Source organism: Marinomonas sp. ABL3_031 (assembly GCF_056161265.1).
The window spans coordinates 188,622-208,145 of the sequence record NZ_JBSWYU010000001.1 but is presented as its reverse complement, the minus strand read 5'-3'; the positions used below and the strand labels follow the sequence as shown (position 1 = coordinate 208,145).

The window sequence follows — 19,524 nt, the reverse complement described above, 5'->3', positions numbered from 1 at the left end:
AATTAAATCCCGGATACATCTTTTTATAGTGAGCAGTTGTGGATAGTTTTTTGTTAACCTTTTGTTCACTTCGTTCAATTTCTTGTTCACTTTTTTAGCGCTTTTATTTGAGTAACGGCTGTAGGCTGTTGGCTTGTTCTTGGGCCTTGGTGGCGCTTTGGGTGTAGTTAGACGCTTGCAAAGGGGGGGTCGTGACGCTGGCGCCACCTGGGTCAGTCCAAGTGTAGTTGTGAGTATGCGCTGAGGCGACGTTGGCCAGTTCATAGACGGTATTCATCAGGTCCAGCAGGAGTTGGTAGATGTTGGTGGATTCGTCTCCCACGTGGTGTTTTTGGGCAATGATTTCTCTTAGTTTGCCTATGCGCTGAGTCAGGTTTTCGGCGATGTCAGCCGAGACGTTTTGTCCTTTGCTTTGCCAGTCGTTGTTTTGATCCACTTGCAGGTAGGCGTCTTCGGATTGTTGCCAGCGCTGGTCGGTTTCCGCCATGTTGGGCAAGGTCAGGCCATGCGGTAAGATGGTGCGAATAAAGGGGTGCGCAGGCGAGCCATAGGCGAATGCCAGTTCGACCAAGGTGCCAACACTGGGTTTGGCCCACAAGCCACGTTGCATGCCGCCTGCTGGCACCGGCAAGAGCACATCGTTAATCACGGGAATGTCCTTGTCGGGTTCGCCGTTGTGTTTGAGGACTTGTACCGAGACGGCGTAAACCGGTGTGTCTTCGCTGACGGTTTCGCCCGCCAACGGAGTGCCGATGTCGGTTACGCTGGCCCAGATGGGGAGATGCCAACCACTGGCCAGTTCCGGGTATTTCCTTTGCAGTATACGGGTTAGGGTTTTTTCCATGAGATCACCATTTTTGAGTCAATCAAGCGTACTTGATAAAGACGCTTGCCATTAATTTGGTAGCCCGCTCTTAAGCCTGGGATGGCGAGCAGTTCGGCACTTTTGGTCGCAAGCTGTTTGTCCAGAATGTCGTCCGGTACGCTGATCGGGCTATTGGACCAGTGTCCGTCTTGCCAGGCCCCCACAAACACCGAACCATCGCGCTTTTGCATCCAGGTGAAGTCAGGGATAGCAAACACCTTTGCCAGACTATTCAATAAATGAAAGCCACTTCCCGTATTAACGAAATGGGCCACTTGTTGTTGGCTGTAGGAGGCTTGTTCTGCCCAGGTAAAGTCTAGGCCCGTTTGCTCTTTCACCGCGTTTAGCACGTCACCCAAGGTGGCATGGCGTAAGGCCATGGGCACGGACATTTCCAACAAGTTGGATTTTTCCCGACAAAATAAGGTTTGGGTACTTTGGCTGGCGGCCACGGAGTTTTCTACGTAGCCATAGAAGTGACCGTGCTGCTGTTTACCATTAATGGAAAAGGAAAAGTACACTATACCACTTAATGCCGTGTCGCTTTGTACCACGAAACTGGCACGACCGGGGCGCGAATCATCGAGACAAATGTCGTGCGAAACCAGCGGCACACGCTCACCATTGATGGTCAATTGAAAGTCGTATTTCATATTATGATCCGTTTTCGTTGGCTAGGCTGCCATCCAAATGGCTAAGCAGTTTATCCAGCCAAGTTGTGTTGTCTTGCGATTCATCGGCGGCGGCTTGATCGGCGGCGGCCAAGTTGCTGTCGCTTTGCTCAAGACGTTGGCTTTCGATTTTTTCCGAGGTGGAAAGGTGTTCAAGCAAGGTGAAATTCACACTCCAAGCGTGGCTGCCCTCCATCTCTTGAGCGGCAACGCGATCGGTAAAGCGCACTTGTCGCACGCCAAAGGCGCTGGCGGTTTGGTTGTCTATGTTGTACACGGTACGTTTTTTGGTCTCAGTGTCCGTGGCGCTGCTGAGTAAGAGTATGGTCGACAGCACATCGGCGTCTTCGTATTTGATGTTTAATGACACCTTGAGGCGTTTTGGCTTGAAGCCTTTTTCGGCGGTCGCCGTTGACGAGCTTTGTCCCGACAGGTCGTCTTCGGGTAATGCCAGTTCACAGGCAACCTTGAGGCCATAACCTGTGATGGTGGTGTCGTTGAGAATGAGTGCAATCATAAAAATTCCTCTTTGCTTTGTCCTATTCAATCGTTTTTAGAGCCGGGTTTTGCCGTAGTAAGCGAGGTTGCGGGGGCGAGATTCATTACCACCATTGTTAATCGCTCGTAATGTATCCGAGTCTTCATAATAACTATAAGTATCTCCCCTACCATATCTATAATGAGAATAAACACCATTATTGCCCCCCGAATTTACATTTTGTCTTGCAAAGACGATCCCATATCCCGAACTTTCCTGCCCCACATAATGTCCATGTGATTTATTTTCTGATTCCTGCCAACTCGCAAATCCACGATCTGTATCCACCCCACGACCGCCGTCGTGCATACGGATAAACTCGCCACCCAGTATGGGCAAGGTGAAGGTGGTCGAGCCATCCCCATCGCCGTAATAGCCGCCGTAGGTCACAGGGTCCGCGTCCTTTGTTGCTTGAGCAATGAAGTTGGACGAAGCTTGAGCAATGGCAAAGGCAATCGGATGGCTAGTGCGACTTAGGGTCGAGCCGTCCAAGGCGTATTCACCGGGGCGCAATACGTCCACGGTATCGATCCAGAGTTTGGTGATGTCCAGCACGTCATTGCCAGTTAAAGGGTTGACTTGTTTGGCGATGTAAAAGCCTTCATTGAAATAGCGCACCGTCAGGAAGGCCGACGCAAACACCTGATGAGCGGCAACGCCACGCAGAGGTAACGGCGCTAGGTCATCCATTTGAATGGTCATGGCGGCGGTGTTGGTGGCCGCTACCTGAAAACGAAATTCGTCCCAATCCTTGAGTTGGGTAATGGCTCCGTCACTGTTTTGGCTGCTTAAGATGAGATGGTTTTCATCACCACCTAGGGTAAAGGTTTGCCTTTGATAATATTGTGCATGGGGGTTGGACTTGGCGTCATGCTGCTCTAGTCGTTCCTCGGTGTTGGCAATGGCTTGCGCCAAAATGGCCGCGTCTTGAGCGTCACTATAGTGATAATACTGAGGATGCGGATTGCTCTTGGCTTCATGTTGTGCGGCTTTCTGACGCGCATCGTCTTTGGCAAAGGCCAAGGTCGCCGCACATTGCTCATCGGTGTACTCAAAATACTGCGGATGCGGGTTGGCTTTGGCTTCGTGCTTGGCGACATTATCGTAAAGGACCCTGTGGTCGATGACCTTGCCGTTCGCATCAATGGATGCAAGCTTGCTGAAATAATGGGCGATGCCATTGCTGTCCACATAATCAGTCAGGCCAGCAGATTCCAACATTATCTCAGTCACCGTGGTTTTGTCCGACATGTCTCCTTGTAAGCTAACATCGAGCCAAACGGAGCAAGGCAAGTCGTTGACGGATAGGGTTTCCTCTTCCGTCAATTGACTACGAATACCGCCTACATAACCCACGCCCGCTTGCAGCTGGTATTGGTTATTTTCTTTGATGACTTGGTAAGCCCTGTCTAAAAAGCTGGCTTGTCCGTACAAATCCAAGTTGGACAAGCGTTCCCGCTCGTCCATGCCGTTGAAACGAGTGGAAAAGTCCAATTGCCAAGTCTCTGCGGGCACATTGGTGCCGGTGACGTTTTGAATGCCGGAGTACTTTAATAAGAAGTTACGGGCTATGGTGTTGCCTTCCACCCCTTCGGCGCTTTTGCGTTTGTCGATGGGCGTGATGTGCGCCACGGCGATCAGCACGCCTTCCTCGTCCACCAAGCCAATCCAGTTAAAAGTGAAGTCCCCTATGGTGGAGTCCATGATCAAGGAATACACCACTTGATTGGGGTTCACATAGCTGTGTTTGCTATAAGGCAAGGTCTGTACGATTTGCTCGTCGCTGGGCAACTCGGCCACGCGATCACTGGGTTCCGCGCCCAAATTCGGCACATGAGCCAGCACGAAATGGCTAATCGTCATGCGACTGGCATTACCTTGTTTGTGGGCGATTTGTGCTTCGCCTGAAGTGGTGAGAAAAGACATGTTATCTTCCTAATGTGTTAAGCGGTAATGACATACATGGACCTTGTAAAAACCTCATTACCAAAGGGATTAAAGTCGGGTTTTGCCGTAGTAAGCGAGGTTGCGGGGGCGAGTTTCGTTGCCGCCGGTATAATTGGTGTAATCGGATACTCCTGAACTGCTTACACTTGCTCCAGATGTAAAAGTAACCGGCCCAGCACCACTCACAGACCAAGTTGATGGCATTGAATGTAAGTGACGGTGGGATCGAAGCTCATCCCCCTGCCAACTCGCAAACCCACGCCCTGCATCCACCCCACGCCCATCATCGTGCATACGAATGAATTCGCCGCCCACCATGGGCAAGGTGAAGGTGGTTGAGCCATCCCCATCGCCGTAATAGCCGCCGTAGGTCACAGGGTCTGCGTCTTTTGTTGCTTGAGCAATGAAGTTGGACGAGGCTTGGGCAATGGCAAAGGCAATCGGATGGCTGGTGCGACTCAAGGTCGAGCCGTCCAAGGCGTATTCACCAGGGCGCAACACGTCCACGGTATCGATCCACAGTTTGGTGATGTCCAGCACGTCATTGCCGGTTAAAGGATTAACCTGTTTGGCAATGTAAAAGCCGTCGTTAAAAAAACGTACCGTCAGTAACGCCGAGACAAAAACTTGTTTCCCTGTGGTGACCCCCCGTAATGGCAAGGGCGCTAAACCATCGATTTGAATGGTCATTGCGCCACTGTTGGTATGCGCCACTTCAAAGGTAAATTCATCGTACTGGCTTAGAGCCGTTATAGTATTGCGACTGTCTAGACTGGTCAGCACAATGGCATTGTCCGTTCCCGACACCGTGAAATTTCGCTTTAATTGATATTGCGGATGCGGGTTGGCTTTGGCTTCATGTTTAGCGACATTGTCGTAAAGGACTCTGTAATCGGTGACCTTGCCATTCGCATCTATGGAGGCAAGCTTGCTGACATAATGGGCGATGCCATTGCTATCCACATAATTTGTAAGTCCAGTTGATTTCACCAGTAGCTCAGTCACCGTGGCTTTGTCCGACACGTCTCCTTGTAAGCTAACATCAAGCCAGACGGAGCAAGGCAAGTCGCTGACGGATAGGGTTTTCTCTTCCGTCAATTGAGTACGGATGCCACCCACATAACCCACGCCCGCTTGCAGCTGGTATTGGTTGTTTTCTTTGATAACGTGATAAGCACTGTCTAAAAAGCTGGCTTGTCCGTACAAGTCTAGATTGGACAAGCGTTCTCGCTCGTCCATGCCATTGAAACGAGTGGAAAAATCCAACTGCCAAGTTTCTGCGGGCACATTGGCGCCAGTGACGTTTTGAATGCCGGAGTACTTTAATAAAAAGTTACGGGCAATGGTGTTGCCTTCCACCCCTTCGGCGCTTTTGCGCTTTTCAATGGGCGTGATGTGCGCCACGGCGATCAGCACCTCTTCCTCGTCCACCAAGCCAATCCAATTGAAGGTGAAGTCCCCTATGGTCGAGTCCATGATCAAGGAATAGACCACTTGGTTGGGGTTCACATAGCTGTGTTTTTTATAAGGCAAGGTCTGTACTATCTGCTCGTCGCTGGGCAATTCGGCCACGCGATCACTGGGTTCCGCGCCCAGATCCGGCACATGAGCCAGCACGAAATGGCTAATCGTCATGCGACTGGCGTTGCCTTGTTTGTTGGCTATTTGGGCTTCGCCTGCGGTGGTGAGAAAAGACATGCTATCTTCCTAATGCGTTATACGGTTTTTCGACTGACTATTTTTTTCAGCTGCCCCAGCACTTTTTGGGATTTGGTCGGCGTGGGCTCATCTTCTAAAACAGGGGCTTCCAACAAAGCGTCTGTTGGCAGATCTTCCCCTAATGATTCAATGGTGTGCTGACTGCCGTCGGCCAACCAATACTGGGTGCCGATCTTATCGATGACGTAATGCCACTGGCCTTCTTTGAAAAAACGCTGACAACCAGCTTTTTCCTTGATCAATGCCACGTCGGTGGCAAACGCTGGCACCAGATAGTCGCCTGTGACTGGGTCTTGGCGCGCTTCTATGTCCCCTTGATAAAGTGGGAATTCTGCTCCCAATTGAAATTTGTGTAATTGCATCATGACTCCTGTTTAATGGCTCTTGTCTAATGAAGACGGTTTTTTAAAGGCGAGTTTTGCCGTAATAAGCGAGGTTGCGGGGGCGGGTTTCATTACCGCCAACAGAGCTAGTTTCATAGTTTCTAAACGGGTTATCGTTATCGGTCCAGCCATAACCACCACCATTAACCCCTCTGATAATTCTACTGTACGAGTGACTATGACTCCTAAACTCATCCCCCTGCCAGCTCGCAAATCCACGCCCTGTATCCACTCCACGACCACCGTCGTGCATGCGGATAAATTCACCACCCACTATGGGTAAAGAAATACTGGTGGAACCGTCGCTTTCGTCTGTATAACCATAAAAGCCCGCATAAGACTGAATGTTGGCGTGTTTGGTTGACTGAGCGATACAGTTGGACGAGGCACGAATCAAGGCCACCGCAATAGGGTGGTTTTTGCTGTTAATTATTGAGCCATCCAGCGCATATTCGCCGGGGCGAAGTATGTCCAAGGTGTCGATCCACAACTTGCCGATGTCCGTGATGGCATTACCGGTTTTCGGGTTGATTTGCGACTCTAAGTAAAAGGCTCCCGCCAGATAACGCAGGGTCACACAAGCTCCCGCCAACAACTGATTAGCGGCGCTGACTCCCACCAGATTCAAGGCATCCAAATCGTCTATTTTAATCGTCACAGCGGCGGTGTTGGTCGCCGACAAGACAAAGGAAAAGCACTGATGATCGGCTAAACGAGAGACAGGGTTGGTGCCCGCCACACTGGTCAATACAATCTCATTGGCTGAACCACTGACACTAAAGCTTTGTTTGCTTTGGTATTGCGGATGCGGATCCGCCTTGGCTTGGTGTTCGCTCAATGCGTCTTGCGCAAAGACCAAGGTCGCCGCGCATTGCTCATCGGTGTACTCAAAATACTGCGGATGCGGGTTGGCTTTGGCTTCGTGCTTGGCGACATTGTCGTAAATGACCCTGTGGTCAGTGATGTCACCGTTGGCGTCTATGTCCGCCAACTTGGAGACATAATGGGCGATGCCATTGCTGTCGACATAATCTGTCAGCCCGGCTGATTGAATCAGTAGCTCAGTCACCGTGGCTTTGTCCGACATGTCTCCTTGTAAGCTAACATCAAGCCAGACAGAGCAAGGTAAATCGCTAACGGATAGGGTGTCCTCTTCCGTCAATTGAGTGCGAATACCGCCCACATAACCCACACCCGCTTGCAGCTGGTATTGGTTGTTTTCTTTGATAACGTGATAAGCACTGTCTAAAAAGCTGGCTTGTCCGTACAAGTCTAGATTGGACAAGCGTTCCCGCTCGTCCATGCCATTGAAACGAGTGGAAAAGTCCAATTGCCAAGTTTCTGCGGGCACGTTGGCGCCGGTGACGTTTTGAATACCGGAGTACTTTAATAAAAAGTTACGGGCAATGGTGTTGCCTTCCACCCCTTCGGCGCTTTTGCGCTTTTCAATCGGGGTAATGTGCGCCACCGCGATCAGCACCTCTTCCTCATCCACCAAGCCGATCCAGTTAAAAGTGAAGTCCCCTATGGTGGAATCCATAATGAGGGAATAGACCACTTGGTTAGGGTTCACATAGCTGTGTTTGCTATAAGGCAAGGTCTGTACGATTTGCTCGTCGCTGGGCAACTCGGCCACGCGATCACTGGGTTCCGCGCCCAAATTCGGCACATTGGCCAGCACGAAATGACTGATCGTCATGCGGCTGGCGTTGCCTTGTTTATTCGCAATTTGCGCTTCGCCGGCTTGCGTGAGAAAAGACATAATTAGGATGCCGCCTCTTCGTCCGCTTCATCTGCTTCTGCCGTTTCTGCTGTTTCTGCCGTATCAGAATAGGCTTCTAAATCCAATTGCCAATAGGCGTCATCCGTGACATCAATGTCCAGCACATCTTCACGAGCCAATAAGGTTTCTAATGCGGCCAAATGCGCGGCAATCCATTGTTTACAGGCGAGCTGCTCTTCTGCTGTGTACAAACCCAATGACACATTCAGTTGCCCGACGCGGTTCCACTCCTGCTCGATGCGTGCTGTGCATTCGTCGTTGGCGAGTGCGGTTTGAGTTTCTAAGGTCACTGGTGCTTCTGGCTCAGTTAATAAGGCCCAATCCGGTAGGTTTTCACCTATCTCCTTGATTTCGTAGGCGCTTCCTTCCTCGTCCCAATAAGCGGTGCCGCGCAAATCCACATAGGCTTGCCAAGCTCCTTCTTGTTCCTCTTGTCGCCATACCGCCACCTGGTCTTCGTCCACGCCGATGGGCGCGTCAAAAGTGGCATGGGCGGGTAACAACCAATGGTCTGGGGTTAAGGGATCTGGGTCCGCATAGACTTCGCCAAGGTATTCACCCGTTGTTTGATCATAGGCATAAGCCACTTTGTCTGTCATTTGTTCTGTCATGGAGTCCATCCTTTAGTATTTGATGTAAGCTGCAAGAGCGACGTTACGAGGCCTATTTTCCGATGCTGTAGGGACTTGTTTAGAAGCATCAAAATTTGCTGTTCTGTATGCATCATAATCACTTCTAGCATTTGCCACGCCCGTTCTATAGTTACTAACACTGAACACACCGCTACTACCTTTAAATACACCTCGAGCCCCAGAAACATCAGACGATACCGAGCCACTTATATTTCTAATAGCATCACCTTGTTTGCTCCCCAATCCTCGACCAGAATCCACACCTCGCCCTTCATCCCAACCACGGATAAATTCACCGCGTAAATCCGGTACGTTAAAAGTGGTCGAACCATTACCTGCGCCATACTGCGTGCCTATCTTGCTAAACAAGGCCGCATACGTAGTACGAGAAATGGCCGCGCCATTGGCCTTCAAGAAGCCCACTGGCGCAGATGAAGAAGCGAAAAAATGGATACTGCCTATAAAGTCGCCGACAAATTCTTTGGCTTGTGCTAACGCCGCATCGGCTTGCTGATCAGCGTATTGTCTTGCTGAGGCCAGTGCCGCATTACTTTTTTGTGTCGCATCGCTCTTGGCGCTGGTTAATGTCGCTGCCGTCTTGCTATCGGTATAGTCTTTCGCAGACGCCAATGCTGTATTGCTTTTTTGTGTTGCATCGCTTTTGGCACTGGTTAATGCCGCTGCCGTTTTGCTATCGGTATAGTCTTTCGCCGACGCCAATGCTGTATTGCTTTTTTGTGTTGCATCGCTTTTGGCACTGGTTAATGCCGCTACCGTTTTGCTGTCGGTATAGTCTTTCGCCGACGCTAATGCCGCGTTGCTTTTACGGGTAGCGTCGCTTTTAGCTGAAGTGAGTGCCGCTGCGGTTTTGCTGTCGGTGTAGGCTTTGTATTGTGGATGCGGGTCAGCTTTGGCCTCATGTTGAGCCACGTTTTCATAGACAGTCCGAGCGTCTGTGATGGCGCCATCTGCTGAGATGTCGGCCAACTTGGTGCGATAGTAAGTCACGCCATTGGCATCTTGTGATTCAGGGACTGGCGCATCCGTTTGCACCAGCAAGGATGTCACTGGCTTTCTATCCGCGATGTTGCCTTGCAGACTGGCCTCTAACCAAACACTGGTCGGTAAGCTGTCCACGGATAGAGGTTCAATTTCAGAGTTTTGTACGCGAATCCCGCCCACGTAACCTGTGCCCGCTGCGACCTGGTATTGACCATCCGCGTCGATCACGGACCAAGCCTCACCGAGGAAGCTGGCATGGGCATACAGGTCAAGGTTGGACAGACGCTCCCGCTCATCCACGCCCCAAAAGCGTTCAGTAAAATCTAACTGCCAGGTTTCCGCTGGTACGCTCGCCGCCGTCACTTTTTGAATGCCGGTGTACTTTAATAAGAAGTTACGGGAAATGGTGTTGCCGCGTTTATTGCCTTTGGTCTTACGCTTTTCAATGGGGGTAATGTAGGCGGTGGCGATTAACACCTCTTCCTCGTCTACCAGACCAATCCAGTTAAACCGATAATCCCCAATGGTGGAATCCAATACCACGGAATAGACCACCTGGTTATCATTCACATAAGCCACTTTCAAATACGGCTGGGTATCCACTATAAATTCAGACGCAGGCAACTCTTCTACCCTGTCTTCTGGCTCTTCACCGAGTTCGGGCAAATAAGCGAACACAAAGTGGCTAATATTAACGCGGCCTTGATTGGCTTGTTTGTTGGCAATTTGCGCTTCACCGGCGCGGGTTAAAAATGACATTCGAATACTTCCTTTATTGCAGCCTAAGCACTGGCCACATCCAGCGCCCATTGACAACCAAATTCCCCTAGGTGAATGTCGATCTCTATGTCATTCACCACGGTCAATTGGTAACGGCGACAGGTGCGGCCATAGGTTTGAATTATGTAGTTAAGTAGGTCGGTGTTACTGGCGATTTGCGAGTCGGTGAGCAACAAGGCAATGGCATCCCAATTGACCTCGTCTTCGCGTTCCACCACTTCCATTTCACCAATGCCGAGACGATCAAACACGTCCACCAAGCCCGTGGTGGAGCCCGCTTCCATGGCGTTTTTCTCGGCGTACATAACGCGCCGACGAAACATGTCGTCTGGTTCATCGGTAAAGCGATCAATGTCCGCTTGGTAGGCGTAGTACTTGAGCAATAAAGGGCTACAGGTTTCAGGATTCATTTGATCCAGTGGTGTTTTGATCCAGCCTTCCGCCTTGTTCCACCAAGCTGCAAAGGCATTTTGCAGCTTCTGTGCTTGTTCACCACGGCGAATCCAGACGGGTAATTGATACCTTGGTGCCATGTTTAGCCCTCCACTATGGTGATGCTGTTCAGGGTCGGTATGGACAACTCCGAGACAATGCTATTAAGGTTAAATTGCACGTCTTCTAAGCCATCAAACAGGTCAAAAATTTCCCCCGCCAACTGAGTAAAAGAGAAGCGCGAATAAGGCTGTGTCTTGGTCATGTCGTAGGCGGAATTACCACGAAACGCCGCATAAATTGCGTTGTAAACGCCTTTTTTGATGGTTTCTTTTTCCACGTCCAACAAGGTATCGGAGAAATACAAGGTGGCCGTCACGTCGTGTTTGGTTTCCGGCATGGCGTACGCCACAATGTCGTCACCGTGGCCGTGATAGCCTTCTTCTGATAACTGACGATTAATGGTTTCCAAGTAACTTTCGGCCGGTGCATTTAGGTCAAACAAGATAAAGGCATTGGCCGTTCCTGGGCCACGTGGTGCATTGTGTTCCAGCCAGATTTGGTCGGTTTTCACCCCCGCCCAAGAAGAAATCAAATACTTGTACACACCGTCTGTGTGGTAATGGCTTAGGGTGTTAAACGAGTTACGAATGCGCAGACGATAGGATTCCACGTCTTCCAGATCCGCACCCACTTGATCAATCCAGTTTTCCGGATTGGTGACCGTCACGCCCTCTAGGTCGCAATGGTTATAGTAATTTTTTTCTAGGTTATAGGCCGTGGCCGCTTGTTCTGACGTCACCGCGACGATAACGCCAGATTCGTCTGCTTCGATCACGGCATCGGCATCAGTGACCAGGCGATACACAGTGTTGTTGATCAAATCCGTGTACACCACGGTGCCGGCTGGAATCATAATGTCGCCGTCAAGCGCGGCACGACTAAACACCACGCGGCCCTTGAGGAATTGCGCTTCTTTACGCGTGCAGTTGTAACGATCGCCCCATAACTCAATAAAAGCCTCGCTGACCGTGGATAAGAAGAATTGTGGCATCACATAGTTCGCCAAGGCGTCCACCAACCAATTCACCGGTTTGGTGGCAATGCTGCTGATCACGCGCCAAAACGGGCTGTAAATGGAGTTGTTATAAATGGTTGAGCCGGATTCGGTGACCGTATCGGTAAATTCGCTGGTCAACTCGTCTTCCGTCGTTGGCACACCGGCGTCAATCAGTACTTGTTTAAAATCACTCATAGGGAAACCTCTATGTATTCACCGTCAATGGTTTGTGCGACACAGGTCAGCACGTCGTCGTTTAATTCCACACTGGCGGTGCCAGGATAAATACGGGAATCGTTTTCAATTTCTAATTCAATGACCTTGGCAGCCGCCGTCAAAGACACTCGGTTACGCTCGCCCACCATTAAGATGGCGTACCCTTTTTCACGCATCATGTGGCGTAAGTCCTGCGCAACGCAGTCTGACAAAGACACCAATTCCGGTTCCCCTAAGCCAGACAACACCAGGTCATCGTTTTGGATTAATAGATCGATACTTGCCATTAGCCTGCCACCATCTCAATTTCATACATTAGGTCTTCACCGCGCACGCCATTGCTGTGGTTGTGCACTTCAATCTTGTCGACTTGGGTGGACTTCTGCTGACCACCGAATTGCTGACTGATGCTCTGCATCACATTGTCCTGACTGGACGCCGTTAAGGTGTCGTTGCCCGGCAAAGCCACTTGCTGATTCATGGCTTGCTGTTCGATTACCGATTTCTCGATGGCTTCTTTCGACTCGTCCTCATCACCAAATGAGAAGCCAAAAATACCGGCAAACTTTTTGATGCCTTTGCTGATGGAGTCAAACGGGTTAAGCGACATCAACCAGGCCTTAAAGTCTTGCCACCATTGCGGAATCTTATCGAACACAGACAACAGGCCATCGACCACTTGAATGACGGCATAAAGCGGGAAAAACGCGCTTTGTAAGAAGCTGTTTTCCGCAAAGAGCGCTTTGATCCATTGCCACGCAGACGCAATGGCAGAGAAAGGATTGAGACCTGACAACCATTCGCTGAACTCCGCCCACCAGGTGCGGATGGGCTCAAAGATGTTGGCGCTGGCGAAACTCATCAGACCATCAAAAAAGCGTCCAACCGCCGCGGTGACTTGATCCCAATAGACAATCAAACCGACAATCGCCGCACCTAAGGCCACTATGCCCACGACCACCCAGGTTATCGGGTTGGCCAGCAAGGCCGCACTGAAGGCAAACAAGGCCGGTAAGGTCGACATCACAGCGACACGTAACAGGCCAAAAAAGCTCACCACACTGGCGCGTAATACAGCAAACAATCCGTTAAAGGCTTTTTTCAGGCCATCCAGCATAGAATCCATACCCGAGACTTGTGGCTTAATCTGAATCTTAGGTTCGATGTTGAGGGTCGGTTTAAAATTGAATGTAGGATGGAAGTTCAGCTCAGGCTTCACATTCACCTTAGGCACGATATTCAACTCTGGCTTGATATTCAGTTTTGGAACAATATTCAGCTCTGGCTTGATGTTCATTTTTGGAACGATATTCAGCTCTGGCTTGATGTTCAGTTTTGGAACGATATTCAGCTCTGGCTTGATGTTCAGTTTTGGAGCAATATTTAGCTCAGGCTTGATGTTCAGTTTTGGAGCAATATTTAGCTCAGGCTTGATGTTCAGTTTTGGAACGATATTCAGCTCAGGCTTGATGTTCAGCTTTGGAACAATATTCAGCTCTGGCTTGATATTCAGTTTTGGCGCGATGTTTAACGTCGGCGTCACGTCAAGTTGCGGACTCACCGCCATCTTTGGCAAAGGCTGCCATGTGGGCTGAACCAAGATCTGCCAGGTGACTTGCACCTCGCTCTTTAATTTGGCCAGCAACTCGTCCATTAATACAGACAATGACTGACTTTGAATTTGTACGGAATCCAATGCCCCACGGGCAAGTGAAGACACCGCTTGGACGCGCTTCTGTAACGCGCTGGTCACGCCTTGAATGCGCTGCAACAGCGCCAAGGTTTGCTCTAGTTCTTCCAGTGAGTTCATATTATTTACCCGTCAAGGCTTTGGCGATGCCACGCGCAATCGCGGCACTGGTACGTTCCAGCTCGCGCTCTTCTAACCAAAGGGCGCGGCCGAGGTGTTCTGGCTGGTCGTCCGCGAAGGGCAACCAGCGTTGGCGGAGTGTTACGAGTTGCTCGTAGCCATTGCGTCGGCAGAATTCGAGTTGCTCGTTTGCAACTTTACCACTTCAGGCAAATCACTGGTGAAGGCTTCGGTTAACTCTCCTACTAGGTCCATTACCAACTTGGCTTGCGGTTGATTTTCTTCATCCACCAAAAGGTCTTTTAAGGTCGCACGTTGCTTAATGTCGACGGTTGCCGTTAGCAGGTTGAACGCACTTTGTACGCTCTTACCGCTGGCCATACGGTCAACAAACTTGTTGTATTCACCATTGGTGACTTTGAATTCAAATGCTTCAGTACCCACACCCAATGCGATCACTTGCGCCATGTCTTATCTCCTTAAGGAAGCTGTTTATTCAGTGTTTTGATTCGTAGACTTTTTTAAATAGTTCTTCGATTTTGCTTTCTAAGCGCAATCCAAGATCATTGATTTCATTTTTGTGAGCGTATTTTTCTGCCGCATCCAATTTGTGCTGCATCAAGGCGCGCTCATTCGCCGCGGTACGTTTAAAGAGGAAGGTCAAAAAGGTAGCCAACCCAGCCGTCACCGAGGACAACAAAAACATGACGACAGTCATGGTCGCTTGCGACAATTCCATTTCCTCTCCTATTAATCTTGCGTAAAGTGTCCAGACACTTCGTTGAGAATGTCTTTGGCCGCTTGTTCTATTTTTTGCGCGTCGTTTTCCAGACCGCCTTCAAGCAGCAATACTAGGTTGTCATCCACCATGGTATTGGTGGCTTTTGCCGCCAATTTAGCGAGCCAAATACCAAAGGTCTTGGTCAATAAACTCGCGCCGAGATTGCTCAAAATACCGAGTATGATGCTGTTCATGAAAAGGCCCTTCTTTGCCAACCATTAAGAAACACACCTTGACTGGGGTTATGTTCCACAATCGCCCGATAAATCTGCCAAGCTTGGTATTGCAAACAAGCGTATAAGGCGTCTGACGACACTTGATTCAGTGCAGCCATGCTCTGATTGCCTAAGATCCCGTCTTCCACCAGATGAGATTCAGTCAACAAGTCGTTCACGGCTCGCTGCACAATTAACGCGGCGGTTTTACCACGCATGTTGACGAATAAATTCATTAACTTGATGGCAATTTTTTCGCTCTGCACTTGCTCCAAGCGATAATGCCGCCAAAAATATTGATGATAAATCTGTGCCGCATCGGCTTTGCTCAGCTGTTGAATGTCCAGCACATTGATGTGACCATCGCCATTTATGTCCCCCGCTAACGCGGGTAACTGCTTGATAAAGCGTAACGAAATGCCAAAGTGAGTGGCGCCACCAAGGTCCGCTTTGTGATCGACATAGCCGCCTTCGTGTTTTAGTACATCCGCCAGTGCCGCATTAAAGTGGTCCATGGTGGCTCCTCTCATCGGGGTTACACGCCGAGTTTTTCGACGTGATCTTGATCAAGGTATGGCACGCCATTGATTTCCACGAAACGGGAATCCGTTACGTCAAATGGAATGGTGTGCTCCAGTTTTTCACCGCCTTCTCCGCCGGCTTCCAATACCTTGTTAATGCGCAATTTGCAGCCGTAAACAGCCACTTTGAATTCCTGATTCGCCGTACGACCCATGCCGACAATGTCAGTGGTTTGCAAGGCTTGGAAAGAACCCGCAGCGCGCGCGGCTTCCAAAATCAGATTGAAGTTTTCTGTGTCCAACGTCAGTTCGCCGCTGGCGGTTACCGCGCCGCGCACCCAACCATGAGTCACACCGCGAGTCGAAGCTGGCTGAGAGCCGTCTTCAATGTTGACCGTAAATTGCTTTACGTTGATCAGTGTTGTGCCAAACATGACATCAACGTCAGGTCCTGTAATGTGCTGCATGCTATACCTCGCTGCTCAAGTTAAGTCCGATGTAGGCTTGAATCGCCTTTGGACTGTTGTAAGGACGTACCAAAAGCGCAATCGTTACGCTGGTGCGAGATGCCCATGAAATGGTCACATCGCCTTCTTCTGGACGTTTCACGTCACCTGGCATGTAAATGCCGTTAGACACCACGCTTTTGCTCATGTCGATCATGGGACGCATGAAGTAGGTTTGGTTGGCAGCAATCGATGCCGGCGTGCTGTTCATTTCACGGTTACCCACTTGTTTGATCGCCAATAAACGCACTTCGCGCTTCACACGATTAACCACACGTAGGTTTTCAATCACCGCATAATCACTGCCTTCGGCTGCCAAGGTCATACCATCTGAACAGTAGATACCGTCATAATCTGGGTACACTTGTGGCACTGTGCCGCGCGCATCGTTTAACGCTTTAGCGTGGCTCATGTTGAATTGCACGTCATCTTGATCAGAAGGTAACGATGAAATACCAACCAAAGCGCCAGTTTTGACACGCATTGGCGTATCCGCGATGGATACGTCTTCATTACACAAACGACCACACAGTGTGCCTAACCAGCCGGCGAAGACTTCTGGCACCAGCATGACATTTTCGGCTGCCACGCCGTCTTGTAGGGAATCGAATTCTGAGATGAAGGTCGCCCACGTGGCGGAACCATCCATCACTTCCGATGCGGCCATGAAGAACACCGCACGACCGTATTCGTTTTCCACGTCTTTGGCCGCAGCTGTCATGGCGTCCAATTCCGCCTGTTCGGCCACGGCGTCAGTGATCACCACGGCTTCACACAACACATTGTTGTTCATGGCTTCTTCAAACGCAGTTTGCCATTCACCCGCTGCACCACGCGGCATCGCCACACATGTCCAGTTGCTTCCCGCATTACTGCGTGCGGCGGCAATCGCCGTTTTCATTTTGCTGTTGTTAACACCTAATACCTCGTCCAAATCCGAAGATTGGTCAATGTACAAAGTGCTGCCTGAGTTTTTGCCTGCATACCCGATGAAGAGAAACTGACGCTCAGGCGTCGAAAAATCACCACTTCCAGTATCAAGGCTGCTGACGCTTACTGTACCTAATGCCATGTTTTACCTGCCTTAGTTTGTTAATTAATGGCAACTGCTGCTGCCGCTATTGCCCGCACCCATTGCGGATCATTGGTAAAGCGCTCCCGCTGTAACCCATTGGTTAGCACGCTTTGCGCTCCGTTATCCCTGTCATTCAGTGCCAGCAAGAGGCTTAAGCCATGCAATTGACTAATGTGTTGCCTGATCCATGTTTGACTAACAGGTCGTTTGTCTTGTGTCCTTGGGTCACGTCTCAGCGCTAACTGCTGCATAACCCGAGCTTGTATGCGTTTACTGGGACGCATTGCCCATTGTTTTTGTTGCGCTATGGACGCTTGCAGCCCGACTAAGCGCTGTTGATTGTTGCTTGTCGAGGTACTGACCATGTCATTGGATAGCACATAAAAATTTTCCAACCAGGATGCTTGAGGGTTGCTCAACCAGCCGGTTCGCTGCCATAACCATTGCCGTTGATGACGCTGCCAATATTCCTGAATATCGTCCTGTAAATAACGGTCGCCATCACCGCTCACCCAGTTACCCGTTGCTAATTGATCCAGCTCGTTGTTGCCCAGGTTGGCGAAAATCGCTTGTCGATTGTTGCGCGAAACATCATTGCGGTACGGCAAATAGCCGGCTCGAATCTTGCGTTGTCGTACTCTTTGATGACGCGCTTGGTGCAAGTCCAGGCCAATATTAAAGCGATATGAAAAGCTGCCTTTTGCGGCCAACCGAGCCATTTCTCGGCTCAGTTGTTTCATGGCGCGGCGATGTCGAGCTGGTGTCAGTCCCATCATGTGAAGATCAATAGTGCGAGCACTTTGTGCTCCCCAATAGGCTGACAGCGCTTCACTCATCATGCATTCTCAAGCGCCAAATTGACGTCAACCGAAGCCGACTCGGCCTCTAAATGATCCGCTTTTTCCAAACGCCACGACTCTCCTTGATAGGTCAAACTGCCACGGGTAGCCCGACTGATGTATACCGCTTCTTCAAATTCCAAAGACAGCTCTAAATCCGCATAACGACTACTTAAAACATCCACTGCAATACTCGGATGAGGGTTGTTCAAATCAGAGCGTTCATCGTTTTCAGCCAGCCAAATCGACACATGTGCAGTAAAGGTGTCAATCGAGTTTGCTGAGTAGTTGTAGTTTTCCACCAAGAGCACAGCGCGATATTGTGAACGGTGCAGTAACACGCGCTCACCTTCATCTTTCGTCCCCACTTTCAAATTCACTTCTTCCACCCAACTGCTGAGTTGTCTGGATGTGAACAAGTCTTGTGACGCTAGGTAGTCTGCTAGCTGTGTCATTTTTTCCATCTTGATGTCGCTCTTAACAATGCATTTTGGTGTTGATGATTTGACAATAAGCTGGGGCCAAACAAGGAACAAGCGAGGCGATTTTGACCACGCCTGATTTGAAGAAAATCGGCATTTTTCTGAACAGAAGAGATCCGTATTCATCTGGCTGCTAGTAGGAATGGATCTTAAGGTGTGACAACAAAAATAGACTTTGCTAAAGTAAAAAATTAAGCACATGTGCTTAATTGTTGATAAAGTATGTATAAATGCCAACTTATTCACAGGATCAGCAAACTATGGCCTTTCGTGTTCACTGCCCAAACTGCAATACCCCTACCGTTATTCTGTACAGCAACGAAATCACCAGAGACATGGACGGCATTTTTGCCAAAGACTTATATTGCCAATGTCGCCACCCGGATTGCCTTGCCACCTCGGTGGTTAGGGTGTCACACAGTCATTATGTACAACCCCCTCGTCGTCATGTGTTAGACATGGCCAAACAATTGCTGAAACAAGAACAGCAGCAAAACTTACCTTTAGGAGACCCCTTATGAGTTCAGCAAATGAAGCATTATTTGCGATTTTTGCCGCAGGAAGCGGCCTTGAAAGCTCGGCCTTACGGCACATTCCATCTCTAGAGACCAAGCTTAATCAGTTGGATCAATTATTTATCACTGTGGGAACGGCACTAGCGCCAGAGATTCTCGATGAAACTCAAGTGTTGACCGAGTTAGAAACCGCACAAAAAGCACTGAGTGAGAAGCTGCTGAACACAGCTACGGCAAAGGTTGACGCCATGATACAGGCACTGAATTCGCTACAAAGCCATGTGACAGACCGACTCGACAAGCTGTTTGAAGAGTTCAGTGTGGCGTCGGCAATCCGTACATTAAATGCTTATCAGGACATCCCAGCGACCTTGCATAAAATTTCCGGCAGTACCCTGGGTGACGCCCAACCAACCTTGGCTGACTGCCTCGCATTCGTTGAAGAAATGACGTCTGTGGTGGAAAGCCTGGATGTCTCAGAGGTGACCTTGCTCACATTGACAGAATTTGATTTGCTGCTGCAACAAGCACTCGATGAACTGCGGCATTATGCCGATCAAATCACCTCACTTATCGCTCAAGAAATTAGCGCGCTAAATACAATGTACAGCGACTACAAACAGCTTTCCAAAGCCATTAGCGCTCAACTTCTAGTGAATGATGAAAGTCTATCCAGCTTTATTAACCAACTGGCTTCCGACGAGTTGAAAACCGCTTTAGAGAAATAAAAAAAACCGCTGTTTGAGAAAGCT

Annotated in this window: 23 protein-coding genes and 1 pseudogene; 2 read left to right on the top strand and 22 right to left on the bottom strand. The window is 49.7% G+C overall.

From position 1 onward, the window contains the following. Positions 1 to 103 precede the first annotated feature (103 nt). From ACXAH2_RS01085 to ACXAH2_RS00980, 22 genes and pseudogenes are all read right to left on the bottom strand, one after another. A complete protein-coding gene (locus ACXAH2_RS01085) occupies positions 104 to 649 on the bottom strand; it encodes a hypothetical protein (protein WP_475075956.1) in 546 nt (181 codons plus the stop codon). A gap of 179 nt (positions 650 to 828) precedes the next feature. Then, positions 829 to 1,518: a hypothetical protein gene (locus ACXAH2_RS01080; RefSeq protein ID WP_475075954.1), complete on the bottom strand. Its 690-nt coding sequence runs from the start codon at positions 1,516 to 1,518 to the stop codon at positions 829 to 831. Between the two features lies 1 nt (position 1,519). Next, a complete protein-coding gene (locus ACXAH2_RS01075) occupies positions 1,520 to 2,053 on the bottom strand; it encodes a baseplate complex protein (protein ID WP_475075953.1) in 534 nt (177 codons plus the stop codon). Between the two features lie 36 nt (positions 2,054 to 2,089). Then, positions 2,090 to 4,000, bottom strand: a complete 1,911-nt coding sequence (locus ACXAH2_RS01070) for a phage tail-collar fiber domain-containing protein (protein WP_475075951.1) — start codon at positions 3,998 to 4,000, stop codon at positions 2,090 to 2,092. A gap of 69 nt (positions 4,001 to 4,069) precedes the next feature. Then, the gene (locus ACXAH2_RS01065) at positions 4,070 to 5,719 is read right to left on the bottom strand and encodes a phage tail-collar fiber domain-containing protein (protein ID WP_475075950.1); all 1,650 of its coding nucleotides are present in this window, start codon (positions 5,717 to 5,719) and stop codon (positions 4,070 to 4,072) included. A gap of 17 nt (positions 5,720 to 5,736) precedes the next feature. Continuing rightward, positions 5,737 to 6,102: a hypothetical protein gene (locus ACXAH2_RS01060; RefSeq protein ID WP_475075948.1), complete on the bottom strand. Its 366-nt coding sequence runs from the start codon at positions 6,100 to 6,102 to the stop codon at positions 5,737 to 5,739. A 43-nt stretch (positions 6,103 to 6,145) separates the two neighbouring features. Beyond that, entirely contained in the window at positions 6,146 to 7,885 is a 1,740-nt protein-coding gene (locus ACXAH2_RS01055) for a phage tail-collar fiber domain-containing protein (RefSeq protein ID WP_475075947.1), read from the bottom strand. Between the two features lie 2 nt (positions 7,886 to 7,887). Next, entirely contained in the window at positions 7,888 to 8,517 is a 630-nt protein-coding gene (locus tag ACXAH2_RS01050) for a hypothetical protein (protein WP_475075945.1), read from the bottom strand. A gap of 12 nt (positions 8,518 to 8,529) precedes the next feature. After that, positions 8,530 to 10,299 (bottom strand): phage tail-collar fiber domain-containing protein, encoded by a 1,770-nt coding sequence (locus ACXAH2_RS01045; RefSeq protein WP_475075944.1) that lies wholly within the window; start codon positions 10,297 to 10,299, stop codon positions 8,530 to 8,532. 23 nt (positions 10,300 to 10,322) lie between these two features. Next, the gene (locus ACXAH2_RS01040; protein WP_475075943.1) at positions 10,323 to 10,853 is read right to left on the bottom strand and encodes a phage tail protein; all 531 of its coding nucleotides are present in this window, start codon (positions 10,851 to 10,853) and stop codon (positions 10,323 to 10,325) included. 2 nt (positions 10,854 to 10,855) lie between these two features. Further along, positions 10,856 to 12,007, bottom strand: a complete 1,152-nt coding sequence (locus ACXAH2_RS01035) for a baseplate J/gp47 family protein (protein ID WP_475075941.1) — start codon at positions 12,005 to 12,007, stop codon at positions 10,856 to 10,858. After that, on the bottom strand, positions 12,004 to 12,315 hold the full coding sequence (locus ACXAH2_RS01030; protein ID WP_113872810.1) for a DUF2590 family protein: 312 nt from the start codon (positions 12,313 to 12,315) through the stop codon (positions 12,004 to 12,006). Before ACXAH2_RS01030 ends, ACXAH2_RS01035 begins: the two co-directional genes overlap by 4 nt. Then, a complete protein-coding gene (locus ACXAH2_RS01025) occupies positions 12,315 to 13,838 on the bottom strand; it encodes a hypothetical protein (protein ID WP_475075940.1) in 1,524 nt (507 codons plus the stop codon). The genes ACXAH2_RS01030 and ACXAH2_RS01025 overlap by 1 nt, the downstream gene beginning before the upstream one ends. Before the next feature lies 1 nt (position 13,839). Then, positions 13,840 to 13,965 (bottom strand): annotated as a pseudogene (locus tag ACXAH2_RS01020) (DUF6890 family protein); the annotation flags it as partial. 14 nt (positions 13,966 to 13,979) lie between these two features. Continuing rightward, positions 13,980 to 14,306: a putative phage tail assembly chaperone gene (locus tag ACXAH2_RS01015; protein ID WP_113872812.1), complete on the bottom strand. Its 327-nt coding sequence runs from the start codon at positions 14,304 to 14,306 to the stop codon at positions 13,980 to 13,982. A 28-nt stretch (positions 14,307 to 14,334) separates the two neighbouring features. Continuing rightward, positions 14,335 to 14,577, bottom strand: a complete 243-nt coding sequence (locus tag ACXAH2_RS01010) for a hypothetical protein (RefSeq protein WP_113872813.1) — start codon at positions 14,575 to 14,577, stop codon at positions 14,335 to 14,337. Positions 14,578 to 14,588: 11 nt separating this feature from the next. Further along, complete coding sequence (locus ACXAH2_RS01005) at positions 14,589 to 14,813, bottom strand: hypothetical protein (RefSeq protein ID WP_475075938.1); 225 nt, start codon at positions 14,811 to 14,813, stop codon at positions 14,589 to 14,591. Further along, on the bottom strand, positions 14,810 to 15,349 hold the full coding sequence (locus tag ACXAH2_RS01000) for a glycoside hydrolase family 108 protein (RefSeq protein ID WP_475075937.1): 540 nt from the start codon (positions 15,347 to 15,349) through the stop codon (positions 14,810 to 14,812). The genes ACXAH2_RS01005 and ACXAH2_RS01000 overlap by 4 nt, the downstream gene beginning before the upstream one ends. 20 nt (positions 15,350 to 15,369) lie before the next feature. Next, positions 15,370 to 15,822 (bottom strand): phage protein, encoded by a 453-nt coding sequence (locus ACXAH2_RS00995; protein ID WP_475075936.1) that lies wholly within the window; start codon positions 15,820 to 15,822, stop codon positions 15,370 to 15,372. 1 nt (position 15,823) lies between these two features. Next, the gene (locus tag ACXAH2_RS00990; RefSeq protein ID WP_475075934.1) at positions 15,824 to 16,933 is read right to left on the bottom strand and encodes a DUF2586 domain-containing protein; all 1,110 of its coding nucleotides are present in this window, start codon (positions 16,931 to 16,933) and stop codon (positions 15,824 to 15,826) included. A 20-nt stretch (positions 16,934 to 16,953) separates the two neighbouring features. Next, complete coding sequence (locus ACXAH2_RS00985; RefSeq protein ID WP_475075932.1) at positions 16,954 to 17,775, bottom strand: hypothetical protein; 822 nt, start codon at positions 17,773 to 17,775, stop codon at positions 16,954 to 16,956. After that, on the bottom strand, positions 17,772 to 18,239 hold the full coding sequence (locus ACXAH2_RS00980; RefSeq protein WP_475075930.1) for a phage tail protein: 468 nt from the start codon (positions 18,237 to 18,239) through the stop codon (positions 17,772 to 17,774). Before ACXAH2_RS00980 ends, ACXAH2_RS00985 begins: the two co-directional genes overlap by 4 nt. A gap of 248 nt (positions 18,240 to 18,487) precedes the next feature. Here ACXAH2_RS00980 and ACXAH2_RS00975 point away from each other — a divergent pair, with 248 nt between their 5' ends. Next, positions 18,488 to 18,778 carry an Ogr/Delta-like zinc finger protein gene (locus tag ACXAH2_RS00975; protein WP_475075929.1) on the top strand — a complete coding sequence of 97 codons (291 nt, stop codon included), beginning with the start codon at positions 18,488 to 18,490 and terminating at the stop codon, positions 18,776 to 18,778. Continuing rightward, on the top strand, positions 18,775 to 19,500 hold the full coding sequence (locus tag ACXAH2_RS00970; protein ID WP_475075927.1) for a DUF7217 family protein: 726 nt from the start codon (positions 18,775 to 18,777) through the stop codon (positions 19,498 to 19,500). Before ACXAH2_RS00975 ends, ACXAH2_RS00970 begins: the two co-directional genes overlap by 4 nt. The last annotated feature ends 24 nt before the right edge of the window (positions 19,501 to 19,524 follow it).